The sequence below is a fragment of the Myxococcota bacterium genome, assembly GCA_040387835.1.
Lineage (GTDB): Bacteria > Myxococcota > UBA727 > UBA727 > JABDBI01 > JAZKCZ01.
Genome location: JAZKCZ010000004.1, coordinates 84121 through 107089, shown reverse-complemented (window position 1 = coordinate 107089; position 22969 = coordinate 84121). Strand labels below are relative to the sequence as shown.

Below are 22969 nucleotides of genomic sequence, written 5' to 3'. Positions count from 1 at the left end.
CATTTTCCAGTAGCAAAACTAACCATCGTCGCCAACGAGAAATTTTGCCTTAACGCGTTATATAATCGACAAGCCTAGCTGGAAATGACAATGCCGGCCAATTAGTATTAAAGCTACCACCAGATCCGTCTGCATTGAAGAACTGAATCGCAAATCCCAAGGATTCTGCGCTATCAGTCTGTTCCAATGCAAATTTAACTTGTTTCAAATCCATCTCAAAGCTCAGACTTTTAACCGAAACAGGCTGAATGACTTCAACCATGTTTAATATGTCTTGCAACTCCTCGCCCTTAAAAAATGGAATTCGCTTATCTTGTCTTGGCAGTTCTTTAGAACATGTCATGGACCTAAATTGCCTATTTGCATCTCTCAAAACTTGGCAATCTTGTTTATCAAAATAGACATAGTACCTGCAGCTGAAGCTTTCGCAGTCCGTAAACTTCCAGTGGAGGCCAATTTCAAAACGGTTCTGCTTTTCTGCCACATGAACTGTTTTATAAGCAAAGCTTCCATCCCAACCGGCCACATTAATCAAGCCCGTGTCAGGCTCAGCCATTAGCGCAAATCCCGCTAAAGCAAATAACATGAAATAACGCATTACTATATCCTCCTAAAAATTATTAAGCAGCCTGCAATATTTTTTCATCGCCTCGATACTGCAAAGCTTCTCCAACATGAGGCGAGTCAACAACCGGCGAATTGGCCAAATCGGCAATGGTGCGCGCCACGCGAAGCACTCGATCGTAACCCCTGGCGCTTAATCCCAACCGATCGATAGCAAGTCCGATCAGCTTTTGGCCTGCCGCGGTGGGCGTGCCTGTCTCAACCAATTGCGACTTAGTCATATTTGAATTGAGCTTGAGCGGCCCTAGACGCGCTTTTTGCAGTTCGCGAGCCGCACAAACCCGTGCCCTGACGCTGGCTGAGCTTTCTCCGAGCGAACTACTTTGCAGCGCCACCAAATCTACAGGCGGCACTTCCACATGCAAATCGATGCGGTCAAGCAACGGACCACTTAAGCGAGATTTATACCTGCCAATGTCAATCGGCGAGCAGCGGCATTTCTTACGCGGTGTACCATAATTACCACAAGGGCAAGGATTCATGGCTGCGAGCAACATAATCTTGGCCGGATAGCGCAGCGTGGCGTTGGCCCGACTTAACACGACTTCACCGGACTCTAGAGGCTGGCGCAGTACCTCCAATACGTTTCTGGAAAACTCAGGTAATTCATCCAAAAATAGGACGCCGTTATTTGCCAAGCTCAACTCGCCCGGACGCGGAATGCCCGTCCCCCCTCCGACCAAACCTGCCCTGGTCATCGAGTGATGCGGCGCTCTGAATGGCCTTTCATCTATCATTCCGCTGCCCAAGGTAAGACCAGCAGCCGAATGTATGCGCGTCACCTCTAAAGCCTCGGTCGTATTCATAGGCGGCAAGATTGTGGGCAGACACCTAGCCATCATGGTTTTGCCCGCACCGGGTCCACCAATCATGATTAGGTTATGCCCACCAGCGGCAGCGATTTCCAAAGAGCGCCTGGCTTGATACTGTCCGCGCACATCACTAAAATCTGTTTCATAACTTTTAAGACCGATGTCTAAACTCGGCACCGCAACAGGCAACTTGTCGGTTTCACCTGTCACCAAGAAATGTGCAGCATCGCGAAAATTTCCTACCATGCGGACTTCAAGACCCGCCACCAAAGCTGCTTCTGCGCCATTTTCTTTGGCCACCAGCATGCATTGAAAGCCCTGTTCAAAAGCCAGCTGCGCAACCGCCAACACACCTCGAACCGGCCTGACCTGCCCCGATAAAGATAGCTCGCCTACAACGAAAGTCTTCGCCAAACGCTCGAGCGGGATCAATCCTTGAGCTGCTAAAATGCCAAGTGCAATGGGAAAATCAAAGCCGGTGCCTTCTTTCCTAAGATGAGCAGGCGCCAAATTAACCGTGATACGGCCCGCCGGAAACAAATAATCTGAGTTTGCTATCGCAGCCTGTACCCGGACCCGAGCCTCTTTGACGGTATTTTCAGGAAGTCCAACCGTGGCAAAGCCAGGCAAACCATTAGCAATATCCACTTCCACCTGAATCGGAATCGCCTCAATACCAAGAACGGTGGCAGAACTAACAACAGCAAGCATGCAGCTTGATATCGCTTCACCTACGATTTTGGCAAAGCTAAGTCTTTAACGCGCAGCTGCAGCGTACGCCTGCCCATCCATTCATTGATTTCAGGGGTGACGAGCAAATCGACCGGTTTGGCGATCAACTCCAATTTATCGGCCATGCCAAAGGCGATGAACTCGATGTTCTTATCGCTTACCAACTGGCCTTTAAGATGGCCGCCTTTAAGTTCGCGAGCGTCTTTTATTTGAACGCCTCGCAAACAGAACACTGGCTCCGGATTTGAACGCCCAAAGGGTGCCGCCAAGGCCAGTAGTTCTACCAACTTTTCACTCAGGTCGTCCAAAGCAATATCGCCATCATGATAGACCAAAGGCACAAGATCTTCGGCCGTCAACTTTTGGCCTGCATAGTCTCTAAAAGCATCTTGGAACAAATTGAAATCTTCTAGATCCACATGCACGCCAACCGCATGAGCATGCCCGCCGAATCCGAGCATAGTCTCTTCGATGGCACATAAGGCTTCATGCAAATGAAATCCAGGAATGCTACGCCCCGAGCCTTTACCGTTTTGACCGATAACAATGGCGGGCTTGCCCGTTTTTTCCACAAGCCGGCTAGCAACGATGCCAACAACGCCCGGATGCCAAGTATCTCTTGCGACAACAATGGCAAAAGCCTCTTGATGCTCCGAAGAAAGGGCAATTTCTGCAAGCGCTTCTTCGACAATCTGCTTTTCAAGTTCTCTGCGTTCTTGGTTGCTGGCATCGAGTTGTTCAGCGATCAAAAACGCCGGCATATAATCGGATGATTTGAGTAGCTCTACCGCGCTCATCGCGCTTTCTAACCGGCCTGCTGCGTTGATACGCGGCCCCAAGTGAAAACCTAAAGTGCCCGCAGTGGCTTTTTGCGGCTCAATTTTTGAAGCACCAAGCAAAGCTTTGATGCCTGGCCGCTGCGCTTTCTTGATGAGATCTAAACCTTTTTGAACAAAAATCCGATTGTCTTCTATCAGCGGGACAACGTCCGCAACGGTTCCGAGTGCAACCAAATCGAGCAGTTTCGAGAGATTAGGCTCAGCGCGAGTCGCAAAAAAGCCTCGTTCTCTCAAAGCTTTGCGCAAAGCCATACAGAGATTAAAAGTCACACCGGCAGCACATAGGTGATGCGCACTGCGCGTGCAGTCGTTTCGGTGCGGGTTAATCACCGCTACCGCTTTTGGTAGGACAACCGGGACCGTGTGGTGATCAATGACAATGACATCAATGTTTCGAGCAATGGCCGCGTCGATTTCTTCATGAGCGGTAACACCGCAGTCAACCGTGACGATTAATCGCACACCCTGCTTTTCCAGGCGTTCTAGGCCGGCCAGACTTAGCCCATAGCCTTCCGTTAAGCGATTTGGCAACGTGACCACCACGTCTGCCCCGACGCTTTCGAGAAACTCGGATAAAATAACCGTCGACGTCACGCCATCGACATCGTAATCACCAAAGACGCCGATTTTTTCACCTTCTAAAATCGCTTTAACCATTCGAAGGCAAGCATCCTGCATCCCCGCTAGGGCGTCTGGATTAGGCAGATCTGCCAAGCTGGGGTTTAGATAGCGCTGCGCCTTCGCTGGGTCATCGATACCACGAGCGACCAATATTCGGGCCAGCAAACGCGAAATATCGAGTTCGATGATCAGGCGATTCACCGCGCCTAAATCCACAGGTCTTTCAAGCCAACGACGCATTTTCCAACTTTAGTAAATATTCTTTGTTAGGAAGGCCCCCGGCGTAGCCAGTGAGCTTTTTATTCGAGCCAATCACGCGATGGCATGCGGCAATAATCGAAATGGGGTTTTTGGAGTTGGCGAGTCCAACAGCCCTCACAGCCTTTGGCGATCCAACCTGCACAGCAATCTGGGCATAAGAACGTGTTTCGCCGTAAGGAATTTGTAAGAGCGCCTGCCAAACTCGTTTTTGAAAATCAGTTCCCTGAAATTCCAGTGGTAGATCAAAATGCTGGCGTTTGCAGGCGAAATATTCGACGAGTTGTGCTTTGGCTTGTTTAAGCACCGGCGTCTCAGTGTCTCTCAGCATATCCAAACTTTTCGGTAATCGATAGAATATACCCGTTAATGCGCTGTCATTTGCAGTTAATATTAGCTCACCAATGGGAGTGGTTAATTTTTGAGAAAAAAGTGTCATAGCAAACCAGCTAATCTTCTCTCGTATGCTAAGGCCTTTGGCAAGTCGGGCTCCGAAGGATATTGCTTGCTGGCCCACAGGATTTTGGGCAACTTTGAAAAAGCCCACATAACACGCATGCTTAGCCCAGGCGCTCTGACCAAAGCTTTCATTTGGTTAGAAGTCTCGCGCCAGCTGATTTCAGGCCGTTGTTGCATCAAAGAACTGCGCAAAATCCCCGCGCTCAAAAGACCGCTGGCAATAATTTGATGGACTTCATAGGGCGACAGCGTTTGGGAAAAGCGCCTGTTTAAATCGGACATGGCCAAAAGCGGCCCATAAGTGTCATGAAATTCGTGTGCATAACCCCATAGAACCGAAAGCGAACCGATATCATCTCCCCGAGTGGCACCTTGAATCAAATGCTTCGCCAAAATTTTCGCTGCCAAAAGGCCCATAGCGATGCCGCTGCCATGGCTAGCATAGACTTGCCCCGCGCTGTCACCGACCAAAGCCACTCCGGGCGCGACCAAATGTGCGTAGGGACGACCTAAGGGAATGGCTCGCTGTCCTCCAAAAATTTTGTCGCCCACCCAAGGGTGCGTGGCAATGAAATTTTGGATAATCTTAGCGCCGGAAGGAACGCCAAACAGCGCTCTTGAACCAGTTAAAAAGGCCATGGTCCGAAGGTCGGACGCTATCTGAATGCGCAGAACTGAATAGCCTCCGGCTACGCCAACCCAAGATAGGATCTCACCACTTTGGCAATTCTGCTTTTCCAGAAAATTTAAAGCACCATGCGGATCTTTAATAGCCCGAACTTCTTGAGCTGCTCGGCATAAATCTTTGGGTTCAATGGGCGGACATAGTTCTTTTAAAAAAGGTGTCCCCTTTCGAATGATGGCGGAAAGGCCAGACACATCGACCATTAACTCCGCTTCAAAACTGTCCGTTTGCGAAAAAGCTCTTAAAGGGCGGCCGTGATGATCAAACTCAAAACCTTTAATCGCCTTGCCAAGCATCACGCGCACGCCCGGAGACGCCTGAGCACGGCTCACCAACCGATCGCCAAAGCTGCGCATATCGACATCGAGCAGAAAAGGCACAGAAATCGATACCCGTGCTTGATGCGTCGGGTCGATCAGCGTAAATCTTGAACCAGCTGTATGAACTTCGTGGATTTCGGGTTTTTCAAGGCCTGCTTCAGCAAAAACCCATAAAGGGATACCATTAACCCATCGGGCGCCTGTTTCACCTTCTAAGTTTTTGTCTACCAGAATAACCGAAAAGCCGGCACGGCCTAATAAAGATGCTAAGTGAGCGCCCGCCGGACCGGCTCCCACAATTAAAACATCGCAGCGATGAGTTCGCATGCTTTAAAAAGACTTAAAGTCCTTTCTGTCTTTTCAGTTGAGCAACAACGCGAGGGTATTCAATTTCCCAATCAGGAGAGCCTTCGCGGAGGTTTTTCAGTCTACTACGGGCTTCTTTATCCAAATCTTCTGGAATCGAAGCATACTTATCCATCGCTTGGCGAATGGTTTTGCGAAGTTCAGGATCATCAGCAAACACTTCTTCGATATTCTTGGAGGCAAGCAAGGCTTCGGAGAGTTGACCCAGGATATAATCCAAAGCCTCATCACCAATTTTGAAATTTTTGGCATCTGCCAAGGATTTTTTGGCCTGAGAAAAACGATCTGCTCCCAAACCTCTACGGCTCAGCAAGTCACGCGCTTGTTCAGTCAAACGGTCATCATTGTCTAGGTATTCGACCATCACCGCGGCTAAATCTAATTCTGCCTCTTCGATTTTGTCTTCTTCTACCTCAATATGCCCAGCAGTCGTGAGAAGCCGGATACTGTCTTTGGCGATTTTTGGAATGATTTTACGATAGAGCCGCATACCTACTCATTAGCCGTATCGGATAAATTGTCAAGTGATTCTGAGCCTAAGGCCCGGAAAAAGCGCGAATATTCCTAGCGCTTAAGCGATCCACCAAAATTGATTTCTCGCGCGTATCATTAAACATGAAACCACTTTTACTCACAGCTATCTTGATATCCATTGCAACTTCCCCCGTGTCGGCCACCGCGAACGAGTATTTTCTGAACAAACAACCCGTGGTGAAGCTTGAAACGATTGCAGGCAGCAGCGCCTATTTTGTTGTGGAAGCCCCCGGCAAAGACTTTTCAGGAATCTGCGCCATATCAATTAGATCGTCTGAACCCACTGACTATCGCCTATCAGCCCTAATCGTCCGTCTGGGCTTATTTGGCTTATTGGGAGACAACAAGGTGTTTAACATGACGCATGCCGGAGACGTGCGCATTCTAATGCCGCAAAACTACATAGACGGCGTTGAAATCTGGACTTTGGACGGCAAAAGCTTCGCAGACAACATCCACACCCTGTATGGCACTGAAGGGTCAATCACTGTTCAAGCAGAACCTTGCCAGAGAGAGGGGGGGGGTGGCTGGGGAACTAGGATTCGAACCTAGATTAGCGGAGTCAGAGTCCGCCGTCCTGCCGTTGGACGATTCCCCATTGGCCTTTTATAAAAGACCATATATGTTCACGCAATGGGATTTTTCGGATTATTTGGGAAAAGTAAACCCACTGAGAAGCAAATTGAAAAACAGGTGACCCACCTGAAAGAGCAATATGCCAAACCTGAATATCGTCAAATGGCGATGGACAAGCTCTTTGATTGGGGCACCCGGGAATGCCTGGTTGGCTTGTTAAACCGCTTCAAAGTCGTGGTTCAATCTCCCCATTGGGACGAGCAAGAAAAACGCTGGCTGGTTGATCAAATGGTCGAACGCGGTGATCTGGCCAAAGACGTTTTGAAAGACTTTGTCATGCATGAAGACGAAGTAACCTACCCCATTCAAGCACTGAAACGCTTAATGACCCAAGACGAGCTTATAAACTTACTGAAAAACGCTTTAAAAACCAGAAGCCCAGAAGATTACCGAGTTTCCGAAGGCAAAATGGAGTTGATTGCCGCTTTAGAAGAGTACGACATCCCTGAAATATCTGATTTAATTACACCCTATTTAGAAGATCAACACGATGATATTAAATGCATGGCACTGGACGTATTGGTCCATCACCGTGCAAAAAACGCTTATTCACAAATTATTAGTATGTTAGCCAATGAATCGCATTCCGCCCGTGTATTAAGACACGCTGCGGCCAAAGTAAGCGAACTTTCGCTGGAGCTCCCTGAAGGCCAGCACTTAGCCCCCGAAGTCGCCGAAGATTTCGAAGTTAAAGCCGCTAAGTTAGTTCGTCGCGCCTAAAACTGCATGAATATTATCGTCCAAAAATACGGAGGCTCGTCATTGGCGACGCCTTCGCATATTCGTGAGGTAGCCCTACTCATTCAAAAGCGCCATGAAAGTGGCGTTAAGCTTTGTGTGGTGGTCTCTGCGATGGGCAAAAACACCAACGAACTTTTGGCCTTGGCTCAAGAAATCTCGCCTCATCCGATTCGGCGAGAACTAGATATGCTGCTAACTTGCGGCGAGCGCTCTTCAATGGCTCTACTGGCCATGGCTTTAGGCGAGCTTGGCATCCCCAGCATGAGCCTCACAGGCAGCCAATCCGGCATTATTACCGATGACGTTCATTCAGGCGCTCGTATTATTGAAGTTAGACCTCACCGTGTGCAACAAGGGCTCGATGAAGGCAAAGTGGTCATCATTGCTGGTTTTCAAGGTGTGTCTCAAAGCAAAGAGATTACGACTTTAGGCCGCGGTGGCTCTGATACCACGGCCGTTGCCATGGCAGCAGCACTTGGGGCAGAAGCCTGTGAGATCTATTCAGATGTAGCCGGTGTTTATAGCGCAGACCCGCGCGTGATCACAGACCCAGCGCATATTTCCGAGCTCTCCTATGATGAGATGCTTAAGCTTGCGTCCTCTGGCGCAAAAGTCCTAAACGCAGAAGCAGTTGCTTTTGCAAAACTCAAAAATATCACCATTAAGGCTCGAAAAGCCGGATTCGATAGCCATGAGACGATTATAAAAGAAGTGGCAAGCACAACCGAAGTCAGTGTCAAAGCCATTACCTGCCAAGAAAATCTGATTTGCTACCGGTTTGAAACATTGACCGAACTGACCAATCTTTTACGAGCTCTGGCTGCAATCAACATCAAACCGAACCAAATCATCGGCTCTCCTGCCGGTTTTTGCCTGATTAGTCCTGAAGATGCACACGGACAGCTGCCAATAATAGGCCGAATGGCTGATTGTGCTAGCATCTCATTAATTGGTAACCACATTGGAGATAATATGCCTCTTCTCAGTAGGACGCTTAGCAAAATGCAGGCTTTAGAAATTCCAATCCTCGGCTTGGTTAGTTCCAAGCTCAGACTATATTTTTTGATAGCTAGGCCCACCGTTGGCGAGGCTGTCCAAGCTATCTATGCGGAGAATCTTAAATGAGTTATTCTGAACGAAGCGCCTTCGTATTGAATGCGAATGCCAAAAGCGTCACAGACCGAGTCGTTGCAGGCCTGGTGAAGCTCGTCCCAGCGGGCGATCTTTTCTACTCAAAATCGATGCAAGATTCCGAAAACTACTACCGAACCATTTTGGACAGAGGTTACGGCATGGTATTTAACGGTGGCGGAGACGGCACGGTGGTAAATGCCATCAACACCATGCACCGCATCGCAAAAACCGAAAAGATGCAGCTCCCTAAAATCGGGATTCTTAAGCTCGGAACAGGCAACGCGATGGCTCAGGTGGTCAAAGCACAAAAAGCCTATTGGGACGTAAGCCATATCGTTCAAGGCGGCGCGATCCAGGAAAAGCCATTGCACTTAGTCGAATGTGAAGACGGTACCCTCACCCCTTTTGCTGGTATCGGGTATGACGGCGAAATCCTAAACGACTACATGTATGTGAAGGAAAAACAAGGCTTAACTTCAATCCCAGCTTATCTGTGGGCTGCTTTTTCGAGAACTCTACCAAGACATATCTATAATCCAGATCCCATTATCAAAATTTACTCACATAAGATCGCCTACCAAATGGTCAATATCGATGGCGAGGACCAAGAAATCGAAATCCCGCCCAATACCCTTCTTTACGAAGGCCCAGCATCTATCGCCTCTGTAGGAAGTATCCCCTGGTATGGATTTGGATTCGCGATGTTCCCATTTGCAGATCGCAAAGAAGGCTTTTTAAATCTGCGCATTAGCACGATGAGTCTTAGCACCATTGTAACCCATCTCTATCCTGGCATCTGGAAAGGCACTTACCGTCATCCAAAACTAAACGACTTTTTGGTGCAAGATATTTTAATCGAAAGCAAACAGCCGTTGCCCTACCAAATCGGCGGTGACGCCAAAGGATACCGAAATCGCCTGCGCTTTAAAGCCGCTAAAACGCCTATCCAAGTTGCTGAACTATCTCCTGCACGTATCGGGCTCGCAGAGCGACCGATCCTAGGGCTATTGCCAGCTTTTAATGGGGTTATCAGTTGAGACTTTTTTTACTAATTTTGCTCATCAGTGCGAGTTTCGGCTGCGGCAAACGCAAATTGGTAGATCCGATCAGAACCCTAGGTCCTGAATGGATGCCAGTGCAAATTAAGGATGCCGAGCAAGCTTGGATCGTCCCAGGCGAAGGCTCATCTCTGCTCATCGATTCTCAGTGCAAAAAGCGCGACCAAGATATCCCACTCAACGCTTTGACCGCTCAATTGCTTATTGGCATGACCGACCAAACTTTGGTTGAGCAAAAAGCCGTCACTTTTCAAGATCGAGAGGCGCTGCTCAGCACCTTTTCGTTGAAAATCGACGGCGCCAAACAAATGATGCGCATTTTGGTGCTTAAAAAAGAAGGCTGCGTCTTTGACGTTGTCCTATCCACGCCTGATACCGCATTCGACAAGCGCCTTCCTGATTTTGACAAAGTTGTAGCCATGTTCAGCTTGGAGCCTTCTAAAAAATGAACCTTGTTCTAGAGCAAGTTCGCTACATAGGGCAAATCACTCAGCTGGTAGGGCAATTTTTCAAAGAGTTATTCACACACCCTCTGGATTGGCATGAAATCAAGATCCAATGCCAGCAGATTGGTTTGCTATCGATGCCGATTGCTGGCTTTACAATGCTCTTTGTGGGCTTTGTCTTCGCATTCCAATTCGGCCTATCCATGGTCACTCTAGGCGCAACGCCATATATCGGAAAACTGGTCAGTCTTTCAATTATCAGGGAACTAGGCCCTGCGTTCACCGCCCTGGTCGTAGGCGGCCGCATCGGCGCCGGCATGGCAGCTGAGATCGGCTCCATGCAAGTCACCGAGCAAATCGACGCCATCTTGGCCTTAGGCGCAAGCCCCACGCAAAAACTGGTGGTACCACGTGTACTGGCTGCAACCTTCATGCTGCCCATCGTTTCTCTAATCGCCAGCATTATCGGTATTTGCGGCGGCATGTTGATTGCTTGGCTAGAGTTTAACTTAACGCCATTAGCCTTTTACGAATCATCCCTACACACCATCAGCTTTAACGATTTTTGGTCCGGATTTTTCAAGCCGTTCTTCTTCGGCTTCGGAACAGCCTTAATCGGCTGCCATCACGGCTTCAGATGTGAAACCGGTACTGTGGGCGTGGGCAAAGCAACAACCGCAGCCGTAGTGAACATATCCTTAATGGTCGTGTTTGTGGACTTCCTACTAACCCGCTTATTTGCTCAAATCTGGCCGCACTAAGGCTAGAAGTGTTTCAGCAGCAGATAAGTTCTGCCCCTCGCCGTTTGGCGGGCTACACTTGAGATGCTCAAACCGCGACCGGAAGAGAAAAAGAAAAAATCGAACCCTTTCCTCTCTGGCTCTCTTTCCACCAAACTTCGCCTCCGTGAGCGCGGACAATTTTTTGGACAATAGACAAACCTAGTCCGGTACTCTTCTCGCCCGCTGAGCCTTTAGAGCTTCCGCTAGCGAATGCTTTAAACAGATTTTTACGCTCGTCTTCGGGGATACCCGGGCCGTCGTCAGCGATAGAGACTACGATCGAGCTGTCATCCCCTGTCTCTAATGAGACTATAATCGTGGACCCTAGGGGTGAAAACTTAATCGCATTTCCAATAAGGTTGTTAATTACTTGCGTTATGCCGGAAGGATCTATGTTCCCCTCCATGGATTCAGCTGCAAATCGAGTCGTTAACCTTATGTCTTTTTCTGCTGCGAGCAATGCATTAGGCTCCAAAACTTCTATTAAAAACTTTGCAATATTTCTTCGCTCAAACAACAGTGAAAGCGTTCCAGCTTCGATTTTGCTGTAGTCAAGAAAATCATCTACCAATCGTCTAATAAGCGCATTTCCTGTACGGATATTATCGATATATCCGAGCAGTTTCGGGTCGGAAATCTGGTTCGACAAAAGCTCACAATATACATTACAAGCTGTTAGCGGATTTCGTATGTCATGAGATGCCATTCCAAGGAAATTGTTTTTTTCGATGTTCATCTCATATAGCCGCTGGTTACTCGTTTTTAGCTCTGTGATATTAGATTGAATACCGACAAAATGTGTTAATTCCCCAGTTTTATCAAAAAGGGGCACCATCGACACTCGGTTCCAAAAGGACGACCCGTCTTTGCGATAGTTGAGGAGTTCGAAGATACCCGCATTCTGCTTTTCAATGCACTGTCTGAGAAGATCTACTTGCGAACGATCTGTATCTGGACCTTGAAGAAAGCGGCAGTTTTTCCCGAGAACCTCGCCTGCGGAGAACCCAGACATCTCAACAAAGCCTTTGTTGACATATATGAGAGGTTGACCAGATAGCCGCATGTCGGAAATCGAAATTCCTTCCTCCGTTGATTCTGCAGCACGGGCAATTAGGCCGGTCAGATCCCTTAACATCATTTACGAATAATAGATCTCATAGCCTGCCTAAAGCAAAGAATTTTGTTTCTTTGAGTACGAGCGTGGGCAGGTATCAAGCACAACGTGTTTAGCCATTATTGCCTGGAGATAGTGACATGTCTTTTCTCGCTGCTGGTTTACAGTACTACTTTGATAGTAAGTGTGTCATCTGCAAAAATAGGCAGATAATAGACCCCAGCCGAAGTCGGTTTGAAATAGCCGCTGTAAACACCATCACCAGCGACATCACCATCCTTGCCGATATCGTTAACGTATCGCAAAGCCAGTGGAAGGGGAGGAACTGATTTTGCACAATTGTGGCTGCGGAAAACAAGCCGCAATGAGGTGCCGAGTTTCATTGTCACCGGGTTTGTTTTCGGCTGGATTCGACGCGTGACAATTTGATTGTGACATGAGAGAGCCCCTATTCCGTTAGAGTCTATTAACCGCACCCGCCGCCCGGAAATCGTAGTCAAAGACGCAGAAGGGGTTTGCTCTCCCCCCGCTAAAATCAGATTTTTGATCGTAGCATAATCCCGGGTGGGATCGTTCGCTTTTAAATAGGCGGCCATTCCAACCACAATCGCCGCTGCCGCGGAGGCATCGGTCAAATTTCTATATTCTCCACTCAAAAAAGTCGTCAGGATATCTTCCCCAGGTGCTAACACATGAACTGAATGCTTTCCGAAATTCGAGAAGGGTGCCAAAGCGCCAAAACGATCGGTCGCGCCTACAATGAGACTGTTGGGTTCGATAGGATAGTCGGGGAGACCAGGAATTTTATCGATATCAAAACCGCCGCTGCCCGCACCAGCAACAAGCAAAATGCCATATTTCAGACATTCCTCTACGACACGAGAAGGTAACCGTGGGTCTGCTAGTCTCACTGAGGTATAAATCGCTGCGAAGGTGACCGGATCTTTGCTCCTGGCTGCAAGATCTAGGAAATATCCCAAACATTCTATAGACTGGGCGAGCTTGCCTTTTCCTTGAGCATCCAAAGCTTTACAGGGGACGATTGCAATTTTGGGAACGATTCCGGCAATGCCAATACCATTATTGGCCACGGCACCGATAATTCCTGCCACTTGAGTCCCGTGACCTTGGTCATCCATCGGATTACCCGACCAAACAAGTGGCCTAATTCCGTGGATATCATCTATGTATCCATTTTTATCATCGTCAATGTTGTTACCCGGAATCTCAAGAGAATTTGTCCAGATATTATCCTTCAGATCGGGATGGTTATAATCGACACCAGTGTCAATAATACCAATCGCTACCGTAGTTTTGATAGGCTTTTTTTTCACAGCCTCAACAAGATTAATGCCATTCAATCCCAGAGACCACTGGTGTGTTAACAACGGATCGTTAGGAATCATTACCTCAAAGGCCGCCAAGGAAAGCGAGAAAGCAACGAGTGTAAGCAGAGCTATATTAACCACCCTTACTAATTTATCATGAACTCAGACTCAGAACCATTCAGCAGCGCACCTAATACAATCCTAATAGAACTTTCTGATTTCCGTGCCAGGATAATAGTGCTCTAGAATCTGCTCGGATGTCTTTCCCAGCTTGGCCATTTTAAGCGCCCCCCATTGGCACATGCCTACGCCGTGACCGTGGCCGCGGCCGGCGAACTCGGCTTTGGACCAGCCGATAGAATGTTTGGTGATAAGCGTTGAGCGGAACTTGTCATAGCCCAGGGCTTTTCGAACTTCGACAGCTTTCATGTCGGCCAGTTTGGGTTTGCTTTTGAATCTGAAACTTATCACACGGCTGGAGGCCGATTCGCCTAAGGGCTCCATGTTATCGATTTTGGCTCCCAGTTTGCGATTTAGATCTTGGCGAGAAAGTTCATATTTCCAGCGATACGTTGGCGCGTCATGGCAGTATGAGCAGGAAACGCCCTTTAGGTATGGCTCGCTGCCGCCAAAGGCTTCTGTTGAGCTTGCGGTGTGCCCTCCGCAGGCTGCGTGGAAATAGGTGTGGGCTGGCTTGGAATCGAAAGTTAGAACTTGGCCGTCAGTTTCTTCTACAGCTTGTTTAGCTAAGGGGTGCTCTCTTTGGACCCCGTGGTACACCTGGTCCATGACTGACGATTCAAGCTGCTCTTTGACAGACCTTTGCCAAACGGCGTAGGTACGGGCGGCGATTGCTTGGGCTTTTAGCACTTCCAAAGGCCATGAACTGGGCAGCTCGCTGGAGATAACGCCGATGATGTACGATTCCATGCCTAAAGTATGAATCAGGGACAGCTTACCGGCGGCTTGTTTTACTTCGATAACTTTTCGAAACTTTCTGGACCCAACTTCAATCAAATCGGGGCTGGTGATTTTGATGAGGTTTGCATTGGTCTTTTGACCGTTCAGGCTAATGCCTGATTTATCTGCTTTCAAATCAAACTGTTTGCCTGAGACAATCACGGCTCCTTGGCTTGTGGACGCGGTAAGCTCGCCTTTTAAAGTAAAATTTGCAGCTGGAGGCGCTATATTGAGTCGAACATCCAAGTTTGCCAACAATATATTTGAAATCACGCTCAACAATATAAATGCTTTCATTGAATGGTCAGTAAACCAGCAAAGTCCTTCTAAGTCAAATCGTCGCAAATTTCATTGAAACAATAGCCGAAACACGGCATAAGCCCATCATGCCTAACGCGCCGACTTTTCAAGAAATCATCTTACGCCTGCAGAGATTTTGGGCGGATAGAGGATGTATTATTGTTCAGCCAACCGATGTGGAAGTTGGCGCAGGGACTTTGAATAAGCATACTTTTCTGCGCGTTCTCGGGCCTGAGCCTTGGAATGTGGCTTATGTGGAACCATCTAGACGACCAACCGATGGGCGTTATGGAGAAAATCCGAATCGCTTGCAGCACTATTATCAGTTTCAAGTGATACTAAAACCTGCCCCCAATAACCCTCAAGAACAATATCTGGATTCATTGCGAGCCATCGAGTTAGATCCAGTCGAAAATGATATCCGTTTCGTGGAAGACGACTGGGAACATCCGGGACTTGGTGCTGCCGGGCTTGGTTGGGAAGTTTGGGCGCAGGGCATGGAAGTCACGCAGTTTACCTACTTTCAACAGTGCGGCGGGCTTGAGCTGGATGAAGTCGCTTGCGAGCTGACTTACGGTCTCGAGCGATTGGCCATGTGCATTCAAGGGGTAGATAACGTTTACGATTTGGTTTGGGCAGTTTTGCCTTCAGGTCAAATCGTTAAGTACGGCGATGTTCACCAACAAGATGAACGCGAATGGTCGCACCATAATTTTAGCCATGCAGACATAGAGATGTATTTCAGACATTTCAAAGATTATCAGGCCCAAGCGTTAAGCTTGCTTGAGCAAAAACTGGTTCTGCCGGCTTATGATTACACGCTTAAATGCAGCCACGCGTTTAACATCCTGGACGCAAGAGGCGCGGTGAAAGCGACCGACAGACCCGAATTCATCGGCAAGATTAGAGACTTAGCCAAAAGATGTGCAGAGGATTATTTAGAATCACGCAAAGAACTAGGCTTTCCTATGCTCATGAGGGCTGTTTAAATGAATCTACTCCTCGAAATCGGTACCGAAGAACTCCCCAGCTCAGCGCTGCAAATCGCTTTGGAATTTCTACCAAAGCAGCTTCAAGTTGAACTCGAAGCATCCAGGTTAACTGCCACCGCCATCGAAGCTTTTGGAACACCGAGACGCATTATCTTGCTCGCCCAAAACTTGGATGCCAAACAAGCAGACTTAGACTCTGAAGTTTTAGGTCCCAAAGTTGAAATCGCATTCGATGCATCCGGCAATCTTACCCCTGCGGGCGGCGGCTTTATTAAATCCAGAGGCTTAGACCCCAGCGCCGCTTATCAAAAGCAAACGGACAAAGGCACCGTTTTAGCGGCAAAATTGCATGAAAAGGGTGCGCCTACTGCAGACGTATTGGCCAAAATATTACCCGCGCTCATCGGCAAAATACCTTTCGCCAAAACCATGCGATGGGATCAAACCAAAACACGTTTTTCCAGGCCCATTCGGTGGCTTTTATGCCTGCTGGATTCTCAAATCGTCAGTTTCGAAATCGCGGGCGTTCAAAGCTCTGATAAAACTTGCGGCCATCGATTGATGAACCCTGGCTTTGAAACGGTAACTCAAGATTCTTATTTTGCCTTCCTGCAAAACAGTCATGTCGTTTTTGACACTGAAAAGCGTATAGCGCTAATTTTGGCAGAGGCCCAAAGACTGGCGAAGTCGGTTGGCGGTGAATTACTGCCGGATCCTGAGCTCTTAAAGACCGTCGCCAATTTGGTTGAATGCCCCTGGCCTATTTTGGGTCATTTCGATGGGCGTTATCTTGAAATCCCGCAAGAAATCTTGATTTCTGAAATGCGTGAGCATCAAAAATACTTCGCGATTTTAAACCCAGCGGGCGGGCTCATGCCTAATTTCGTGGTGGTCTCGGGCTCCGAGCCGGTGAATGCCGAGCGCTTGGCTGCAGGAAACGCGCGCGTTTTGAAAGCGCGTTTTGAAGATGGCGCGTTTTACTACTCAGAAGATTTAAAGAAGCCGCTGGAAGCTTATGTTTCGGCGGCGCCTACTGAATTAATTGCGTGGGCTAAAAAATTCGATCAGTCCGCCGAAATCGAGCGAGCAGCTCTTTTATGCAAGGCGGATCTCAACACGGGTGTGGTGGGTGAGTTCCCTGAACTGCAGGGTATTATTGGCGGCATCTATGCGACCAAATCAGGTGAGAAAGCTGAAGTCGCTCAGGCCATTGCTCAGCATTATCAACCTCGTTTCGCCACAGACCAACTTCCGAGCTCGTGGCATGGGGCGGTTTTAAGCCTGGCGGACCGCTTAAATACTCTGCATACCCGCAAATTGCCTAAAGGCAGTGCGGACCCCTACGGCCTTAGACGTGCAGCCATTGGCTTGGTTCGTATTATTCTTGGATACAATCTCAAAGTTAATCTTCGGGAGTTGATTGCCAAAGAAGACATCTTGGAATTCGTCATGATGCGAGCTCGTGGCGTTTTTCTAGAAGATCACCCTGTTTTGGTGGTGGATGCCACCCAAAAAGCGGCTGCTTACGACCTCTGCGCTTGGCAAGCGCGAATCCAAGCACTTGAGCAATTCGATTACACCGCCGTTTCTGCCGTTTTTAAACGCGTCAGCAATTTGGTTTCAAAGGCTGTTGTTGAAAAAACCGACACAAGTTTTCTGAAAGAGACCAGTGAGATTGAGTTGGCCAAAGCCATCCAGGCGGTCAAATTGAGCGATAATCACCTGGAAACCCTCGCTCAGCTGGGAAATATCAAACCAATATTGGATCAATTCTTCGAAGACGTGATGGTGATGGTCGATGATATCGATCTTAGAAATGCTCGGTTAGGCCTTTTGACCCAAGTGCAGCAAAAGGCTTCTCACATTGCTGATTTTTCAAAACTATCCGAAAAGCAAACATGAGAATACCTATGCCCTTGCCAAACGTTTGGCTTAGGCATGCTTGCTCAAATAATCGAAAGTGCCATCAACCGCCGCTGGCTTACCATCTCTTTAACCGTGATTATGGCCGGCTTAGGCATTTGGTCATGGGATACTCTGAAAAAGGAAGCTTACCCTGATGTCGGTGACACTCAAGTAACGATTATCACGCCCTTTGCTGGCAAAGCTGCGGAAGAAGTTGAGCGGCAAGTGACCAGGCCTTTGGAGCGTGTTTTAAACAGCGTACCGCGCGTATTGGTCAGGCGCTCTAAGACCATTTTCGGACTTTCATGGATCCAGCTCACATTCGAAGATGGCGTAGATGACTACTTTGCCAGACAGCAGGTGCTGGAAAAGATCAAATCGGCTGCTTTGCCAGAGGGCGCTGAGTCTGAACTGGCGCCATTAAGCGGCCCGGTGGGCGAAATCTTGCGTTATGTGGTCGAAGGCCCTGTCGATATGACACCGATGGATCTTCGAACCCTCCAGGACTGGGTCATTATACCCAAACTGTTGCAAGCCTCAGGCGTAGCCGATGTGATTACTTTCGGGGGTTTGGTTAAGCAATTTCATGTGGTCACAACTTTGGAACAACTGGCTGCCTATCAGCTGTCGATTGATCAAGTCATAGACGCCATCCAGGCAAATAACAAAAACTCGGGCGGCAGCTTAATGTCTCGAGGCGGACAAAGCATTGCTATTCGAGGCATCGGGGCCATTCGAAATACCTCAGACATTGAAAACATCGTTTTAAGTTCAAGAAACGGCGTGCCTATATTTATTAAGAACATTGGCAGTGTTGAAATCTCTCCGATGCCGCCGTCCGGCATTTTGGGCTATTCGATGGACAACCATGAAACGCCTGTAGGCGTACAGGGTGTCATTGCCATGCGGCGCGGCGAAAATCCGTCCGAGGTAATTGCTGGCATTAAAGAGAAGATTCGAGAACTTCAGGAAAATGATTTGCCCAAAGGCGTGCAGCTTAAGCTCACGTATGACCGATCCGAACTGGTGAACTATACGATTCGCACGGTATCCACCACCATCTTTGAAGGCGTTTCGCTGGTAATTATTCTGCTTATCTTCTTTTTGGGCAGCGTTCGAACCGCGATCGTGGTCGCGCTTACCATTCCTCTGTCATTGCTTTTTGCCTTTCTCATGATGCGTTTGACCGGTATTCCTGCGAATCTGCTATCCCTTGGGGCGATCGATTTCGGTATTATCGTTGATGGCGCTGTGGTGATGGCCGAAAACATTCTCAGGCATTATAAAAATCGGCACGAAGAACCTGAGGGGCATAAAAGCAGCATTGTCTTAAGCACCATTTTGGCCACCCGAGAGGTTAGTAAGGAAATCTTTTTTTCGATTGCCATTATCATCTCGGCCTATTTCCCAATTTTTACTTTTCAACGCGTGGAAGGAAAGCTGTTTTCTCCGATGGCTTACACGCTGGCATTCGCTTTGCTAGGCTCGCTCATACTCGCTTTAACGCTGATCCCCGTGTTAATGTCTTTGCTATTTAAAGACTATCGAGAATGGGAAAACCCAGTCTATCGCTGGCTCGAAAGAGGCTATGGCAGGTTAACGGTTTCGCTAACGGCTTCATATAAGAAGACGGTGATTATCTCGTTAACGTTGGTAGCACTGGTGCTAATTTTGGGCGGCTCTCGCATTGGAACGGAGTTTTTGCCCAACTTGGATGAAGGCGCTTTAAATATCCGATGTATCTTTCCGGCCAGTACCTCTTTGGCGGAAACCAATTCGTACACAAGCCAGATGCGGCAGATTATTCGCCAATATAAGCCGGTCAACTTTATTATCACGCAAGCAGGCCGAAACGAAGATGGCACGGATCCTTATAACCCCAACCGGCTTGAGATCTTGGTGGCGCTCAAAGATTACAAGCTTTGGAAGCACGACATTACCAAAGACGAATTGTTAAAGCAGATTAAACAAAGTCTAAAAGACCACTTCCCTGGCGTTATCTTTTCCTTTTCACAGCCGATTTTAGATAATGTCACCGAAGCAGTAACTGGCAGCGTGGCCGATTTAGCCATTCAGATTAACGGTGAAGATTTAAATCTGATGCGCCAAAAAGCTCATCAAATACTCGATGTTATTAAAACCATCCCAGGCGCCAGCGAATACGGCATTGAACAAGAAGGTCAGCAGGCTCAACTGGTGATCGATATCAACCGCAATATGGCCGCCAGATACGGCATTAACGTGGATGACATCCAGACCGTCATAGAAGCCGCCATTGGGGGAACACCCATTGGAACGATGTATGAAGATGCCAAGCAATTCGGCATCATCGTGCGCTATCCCACTCAGCAAAAATCATCGATCGATGCCATTTCAGGGGTTCGCATCAAATCCATCACAGGCGCCCAAGTACCACTGGCAGATATAGCCTCGATTAAAATATTGGACGGCGAAACCATCATCCAAAGGCAAGATGGTCATCGGCAGATCTCGGTCAGGACCAACATCCGAAACCGCGACCAAGGCGGATTTGTGGAGGAAGCCCAGAGAAAAATAGCCAGTCAGATTAAGATGCAGGAAGGCTATTCCATCAGCTGGGGCGGCCAATTCGAAAACCTAAGCAGGGCCGCTAAAAGGCTTAAAATCGTCGTTCCTTTCACCTTAATGATGATATTTTTAATCTTATTCGCGCTTTATCGAGATGGTCGAAACGTCATGATGGCGCTGTCATGCATTCCATTTGCGTTATGCGGCGGACTCGCAGGACTGCTCATTCGTGGCTATCACCTCAATGTCTCTGCAGGTGTAGGTTTTATCTCTCTGTTTGGCATTTCGACCATGGCAGGGGTGCTGTTTGCATCCCGGGTGAACCATATTCGAAAAGACTATCCATCGTTAAGCCTGCTGGAGCAAATCCGACTTACGGCTAAGATTCAGCTCAGGCCTTGTCTGACCACGGTACTACCCGCCTTATTTGGCTTAGTCCCAGCAGCTCTCGCTTCAGGCATTGGGTCTGATGTGCAAAGGCCGATGGCAACCGTCATCGTTGGCGGTCTAGCCTCAGGCCTGTTGTTGACCCTAATCACCTTGCCCAGCCTGTGCCTTTGGATTGAGGAAAAGCGAAAATGAGAGTCTTTTTAGTACTAACCTTAATTTGTTCAAGCATATTGGCTGACCAGATTTCGCTTAGCGAAGCTGAGCGGCTTTTTAGGGAAAACAACTTAGAAATCCAGGCCCAAAATTTAGAATTCCAAGCTTCCAAGGAGCTTATTCGCCACGAACGAACTTGGTCAAACCCCAACTTTGCCATTCAAGAAAGCGTCAACCCACTGATTGATTGGGACAAGTCGGAGATTAACAATCAATTTCAACTGTCCCAGCTTTTCGTCTTAGGAAAACGGAAAAAACGTGTTGGCATGGCAAAAGCTTCAGCACAAATGGCTGAACTGGCTATCAAAGAAACGGAGAGAACGCTTAAGTTTGAACTCAGACGCTCATTCTTTTCGCTCTATTACTTGAATCAAAATAAGATTTTCTACGAAAAGAGCATCGCTTCGCTGCAACAAACCACACTCACGGCAGAACATCTTTTTGAAAAACGGTTGTTACTATTGTCAGAGGTTATGCGGCTGCGCGCCTTGCTCTTAATACTCGAAAGTGAATATCTGGACCTATTACATGAACTAACTGAAGAACAAGCTACTTTCCTTATACTTATCGGCGCCAAGAACATGAGCGTTGATTCAGTGGTTCCGGCTTTTGACAGCGGCCTGCTTTACCAAGTCGACTTAAAAGCTGATACGCAGTCCCTCGTTCAAAAAGCGATGAGCACAAGGCCAGATTTTCAAACTTCCCAGGTTCAAGTTAAACAAGAAGCGTTAAACCTATCCCTTCAAAAATCCATCTGGATTCCGGATCTGACGCTGCAAGCATCATATCAACAGCAGGGAAACTCGGTCCCCAATTATTTTGGGCTGCAACTTTCTTTTGATCTCCCACTGTGGAACCAAAATCGTGCCTTGGTGAAAAACTCCCAAAACTTGCTGGCGGCCAAGCAAAAACGGGAAGAACAGTTTCAGCTCAGCGTTTTCAGAGATGTGCAAGTTGCCATTGAAAAGGCCAAGCAAAGCTCGAAATTACTGCAACGAACTAAACTGGATCACATTCACCAGTACGATGAGCTGGTTAAGAACATGACTTTGAACTACCAACGCGGCAACGTCAGCATCATTGCTTTTGCCGATTTCTACGAAAGCTATCGCGACAGCGTGGTGAAGATGAACCAAACTCTGATGAACTGCGCTATAGCATTTGAAGAATTAAACTTCGTGGTGGGAAGCGATGAAATCAACCTATAAAAAAGCTCTTATTGGCATAGGCGGTCTGGCCGTTATCGCACTTGCTGCTATCGGCTTCAGTCTCAACTCTCACCCATCAAAATCGGAAGAGCCTACACACCAGGCCTCAGTGCAAGTTTCCAAAAATGGCGCAGAGATTATTTTCACCGAGCATCACCCAGGCCTTGAGCAGTTTAAAATCGAAACGGTCACCAAACAAAGCTCTGTCTTGCGCATCAAAGCACCTGCACAAGTGGTCGCTTCCTTTCAAAATCAAGGCATCCTATTTTCGCAGCCCGAAGCAAGTTCTCTGTATTCTGAATATTTGCAAAGCCTAGCCAACTTCGAAAAGTCGCAAAAAAACGAGGCGCGTTCAAACGAAATGTTTAAGTATCAAGCAGCCACAGCAAAAGATCTGGGCGAAGCCAAAACAGAAGCCTTAAACGCCAGATCCATCAAATCTGACTTAGAAGCCCGTCTAAAATCATTAGGCCTTGATCCAATCGAACTTAAAAAAGAAAAAAGCGGCAAGATTTGGCTGCTCGCTGAAGTCCCAGAAAACCAACTGCACGAAGTCGAAAAAGGCGAAGAGGTCAAAACCACCCTGATTTCCTACCCCGGACAAACTTTCCTGGGCCACGTGGCCGCCATCGGTGAAGTCATTGATCCCGGCACAAGAACGGTCAAAGTACGCGTGACTTTAGATGGTGCGAAAGACTTGCTCAAACCAGGCATGTTCGCCGAATGCGATTTCGGCGTACCTGAGCAAGACGCCATCGTCCTGCCCTCCACCGCCATTGTTACGGTGGAAGAAAAGAACTTCATTTTCGTTAAAAAATCTGACCACCAATTCGAACGCCGCCCAGTCTCTATCGCTAATTCCACCGAACAAGCCAGCGTCATCTCCAGCGGATTGGCGCCTGGGGAACAAGTGGTAACAACCGGCGCGATCTTCTTAAAGGGCCTAAGCTTCGGATATTAGGCAT

Annotated in this window: 20 protein-coding genes and 1 tRNA gene; 11 read left to right on the top strand and 10 right to left on the bottom strand. The window is 48.0% G+C overall.

Going from position 1 to position 22969, the window contains the following annotated elements; all coding sequences use genetic code 11:
* Positions 1-49 precede the first annotated feature (49 nt).
* From V4534_08395 to V4534_08370, 6 genes are read right to left on the bottom strand one after another with little or no spacing between them, the layout of a single operon-like run.
* The gene (locus tag V4534_08395) at positions 50-598 is read right to left on the bottom strand and encodes a hypothetical protein (GenBank protein MES2504880.1); all 549 of its coding nucleotides are present in this window, start codon (positions 596-598) and stop codon (positions 50-52) included.
* A gap of 22 nt (positions 599-620) precedes the next feature.
* Entirely contained in the window at positions 621-2147 is a 1527-nt protein-coding gene (locus V4534_08390) for a YifB family Mg chelatase-like AAA ATPase (GenBank protein MES2504879.1), read from the bottom strand.
* A 20-nt stretch (positions 2148-2167) separates the two neighbouring features.
* Complete coding sequence (gene recJ / locus V4534_08385; protein MES2504878.1) at positions 2168-3868, bottom strand: single-stranded-DNA-specific exonuclease RecJ; 1701 nt, start codon at positions 3866-3868, stop codon at positions 2168-2170.
* Positions 3852-4325 (bottom strand): methylated-DNA--[protein]-cysteine S-methyltransferase, encoded by a 474-nt coding sequence (locus V4534_08380; protein MES2504877.1) that lies wholly within the window; start codon positions 4323-4325, stop codon positions 3852-3854. Before V4534_08380 ends, recJ begins: the two co-directional genes overlap by 17 nt.
* A complete protein-coding gene (locus V4534_08375) occupies positions 4322-5677 on the bottom strand; it encodes an NAD(P)/FAD-dependent oxidoreductase (protein ID MES2504876.1) in 1356 nt (451 codons plus the stop codon). Before V4534_08375 ends, V4534_08380 begins: the two co-directional genes overlap by 4 nt.
* Positions 5678-5690: 13 nt before the next feature.
* Positions 5691-6206, bottom strand: a complete 516-nt coding sequence (locus V4534_08370; GenBank protein MES2504875.1) for a DUF507 family protein — start codon at positions 6204-6206, stop codon at positions 5691-5693.
* Between the two features lie 125 nt (positions 6207-6331).
* Here V4534_08370 and V4534_08365 point away from each other — a divergent pair, with 125 nt between their 5' ends.
* Complete coding sequence (locus V4534_08365; protein MES2504874.1) at positions 6332-6802, top strand: hypothetical protein; 471 nt, start codon at positions 6332-6334, stop codon at positions 6800-6802.
* On the opposite strand, the gene V4534_08360 is transcribed toward V4534_08365, so the two are convergent.
* Positions 6775-6848: transfer RNA gene (locus V4534_08360), tRNA-Gln, on the bottom strand. The genes V4534_08365 and V4534_08360 overlap by 28 nt on opposite strands.
* 35 nt (positions 6849-6883) lie before the next feature.
* Between V4534_08360 and V4534_08355 the strand changes: the two genes are divergently transcribed.
* From V4534_08355 to V4534_08335, 5 genes are read left to right on the top strand one after another with little or no spacing between them, the layout of a single operon-like run.
* A complete protein-coding gene (locus tag V4534_08355) occupies positions 6884-7606 on the top strand; it encodes a hypothetical protein (protein MES2504873.1) in 723 nt (240 codons plus the stop codon).
* A gap of 6 nt (positions 7607-7612) precedes the next feature.
* A complete protein-coding gene (locus tag V4534_08350) occupies positions 7613-8752 on the top strand; it encodes an aspartate kinase (GenBank protein MES2504872.1) in 1140 nt (379 codons plus the stop codon).
* A complete protein-coding gene (locus V4534_08345) occupies positions 8749-9798 on the top strand; it encodes a diacylglycerol kinase family protein (protein MES2504871.1) in 1050 nt (349 codons plus the stop codon). Before V4534_08350 ends, V4534_08345 begins: the two co-directional genes overlap by 4 nt.
* Positions 9795-10268, top strand: coding sequence for a hypothetical protein (locus V4534_08340; GenBank protein MES2504870.1), 474 nt, complete (start codon positions 9795-9797; stop codon positions 10266-10268). The genes V4534_08345 and V4534_08340 overlap by 4 nt, the downstream gene beginning before the upstream one ends.
* Positions 10265-11026, top strand: a complete 762-nt coding sequence (locus V4534_08335) for an ABC transporter permease (protein MES2504869.1) — start codon at positions 10265-10267, stop codon at positions 11024-11026. The genes V4534_08340 and V4534_08335 overlap by 4 nt, the downstream gene beginning before the upstream one ends.
* A 67-nt stretch (positions 11027-11093) precedes the next feature.
* Here the strand turns inward: V4534_08335 and V4534_08330 are convergent, their stop codons facing one another.
* From V4534_08330 to V4534_08320, 3 genes are all read right to left on the bottom strand, one after another.
* Complete coding sequence (locus tag V4534_08330; protein ID MES2504868.1) at positions 11094-12185, bottom strand: ATP-binding protein; 1092 nt, start codon at positions 12183-12185, stop codon at positions 11094-11096.
* Positions 12186-12322: 137 nt separating this feature from the next.
* Complete coding sequence (locus tag V4534_08325; protein MES2504867.1) at positions 12323-13567, bottom strand: S8 family peptidase; 1245 nt, start codon at positions 13565-13567, stop codon at positions 12323-12325.
* Positions 13568-13690: 123 nt separating this feature from the next.
* Positions 13691-14746, bottom strand: a complete 1056-nt coding sequence (locus V4534_08320) for a SpoIID/LytB domain-containing protein (GenBank protein MES2504866.1) — start codon at positions 14744-14746, stop codon at positions 13691-13693.
* An 89-nt stretch (positions 14747-14835) separates the two neighbouring features.
* Between V4534_08320 and V4534_08315 the strand changes: the two genes are divergently transcribed.
* The 5 genes from V4534_08315 to V4534_08295 are packed head-to-tail and all read left to right on the top strand — an operon-like array spanning position 14836 to position 22965.
* Positions 14836-15738, top strand: a complete 903-nt coding sequence (locus V4534_08315; protein ID MES2504865.1) for a glycine--tRNA ligase subunit alpha — start codon at positions 14836-14838, stop codon at positions 15736-15738.
* On the top strand, positions 15739-17643 hold the full coding sequence (glyS, locus tag V4534_08310; protein MES2504864.1) for a glycine--tRNA ligase subunit beta: 1905 nt from the start codon (positions 15739-15741) through the stop codon (positions 17641-17643).
* A gap of 36 nt (positions 17644-17679) precedes the next feature.
* Complete coding sequence (locus V4534_08305) at positions 17680-20775, top strand: CusA/CzcA family heavy metal efflux RND transporter (protein ID MES2504863.1); 3096 nt, start codon at positions 17680-17682, stop codon at positions 20773-20775.
* On the top strand, positions 20772-22004 hold the full coding sequence (locus tag V4534_08300) for a TolC family protein (protein ID MES2504862.1): 1233 nt from the start codon (positions 20772-20774) through the stop codon (positions 22002-22004). The genes V4534_08305 and V4534_08300 overlap by 4 nt, the downstream gene beginning before the upstream one ends.
* On the top strand, positions 21988-22965 hold the full coding sequence (locus tag V4534_08295) for an efflux RND transporter periplasmic adaptor subunit (protein ID MES2504861.1): 978 nt from the start codon (positions 21988-21990) through the stop codon (positions 22963-22965). The genes V4534_08300 and V4534_08295 overlap by 17 nt, the downstream gene beginning before the upstream one ends.
* The last annotated feature ends 4 nt before the right edge of the window (positions 22966-22969 follow it).

Bases quoted from the DNA above. Each gene is read 5' to 3' on its own strand.
- V4534_08395 (MES2504880.1), bottom strand. From the start codon at position 598: ATGCGTTATTTCATGTTATTTGCTTTAGCGGGATTTGCGCTAATGGCT.
- V4534_08390 (MES2504879.1), bottom strand. From the start codon at position 2,147: ATGCTTGCTGTTGTTAGTTCTGCCACCGTTCTTGGTATTGAGGCGATT.
- recJ (MES2504878.1), bottom strand. From the start codon at position 3,868: ATGCGTCGTTGGCTTGAAAGACCTGTGGATTTAGGCGCGGTGAATCGC.
- V4534_08380 (MES2504877.1), bottom strand. From the start codon at position 4,325: ATGACACTTTTTTCTCAAAAATTAACCACTCCCATTGGTGAGCTAATA.
- V4534_08375 (MES2504876.1), bottom strand. From the start codon at position 5,677: ATGCGAACTCATCGCTGCGATGTTTTAATTGTGGGAGCCGGTCCGGCG.
- V4534_08370 (MES2504875.1), bottom strand. From the start codon at position 6,206: ATGCGGCTCTATCGTAAAATCATTCCAAAAATCGCCAAAGACAGTATC.
- V4534_08365 (MES2504874.1), top strand. From the start codon at position 6,332: ATGAAACCACTTTTACTCACAGCTATCTTGATATCCATTGCAACTTCC.
- V4534_08355 (MES2504873.1), top strand. From the start codon at position 6,884: ATGGGATTTTTCGGATTATTTGGGAAAAGTAAACCCACTGAGAAGCAA.
- V4534_08350 (MES2504872.1), top strand. From the start codon at position 7,613: ATGAATATTATCGTCCAAAAATACGGAGGCTCGTCATTGGCGACGCCT.
- V4534_08345 (MES2504871.1), top strand. From the start codon at position 8,749: ATGAGTTATTCTGAACGAAGCGCCTTCGTATTGAATGCGAATGCCAAA.
- V4534_08335 (MES2504869.1), top strand. From the start codon at position 10,265: ATGAACCTTGTTCTAGAGCAAGTTCGCTACATAGGGCAAATCACTCAG.
- V4534_08330 (MES2504868.1), bottom strand. From the start codon at position 12,185: ATGATGTTAAGGGATCTGACCGGCCTAATTGCCCGTGCTGCAGAATCA.
- V4534_08325 (MES2504867.1), bottom strand. From the start codon at position 13,567: ATGATTCCTAACGATCCGTTGTTAACACACCAGTGGTCTCTGGGATTG.
- V4534_08320 (MES2504866.1), bottom strand. From the start codon at position 14,746: ATGAAAGCATTTATATTGTTGAGCGTGATTTCAAATATATTGTTGGCA.
- V4534_08315 (MES2504865.1), top strand. From the start codon at position 14,836: ATGCCTAACGCGCCGACTTTTCAAGAAATCATCTTACGCCTGCAGAGA.
- glyS (MES2504864.1), top strand. From the start codon at position 15,739: ATGAATCTACTCCTCGAAATCGGTACCGAAGAACTCCCCAGCTCAGCG.
- V4534_08305 (MES2504863.1), top strand. From the start codon at position 17,680: ATGCTTGCTCAAATAATCGAAAGTGCCATCAACCGCCGCTGGCTTACC.
- V4534_08300 (MES2504862.1), top strand. From the start codon at position 20,772: ATGAGAGTCTTTTTAGTACTAACCTTAATTTGTTCAAGCATATTGGCT.
- V4534_08295 (MES2504861.1), top strand. From the start codon at position 21,988: ATGAAATCAACCTATAAAAAAGCTCTTATTGGCATAGGCGGTCTGGCC.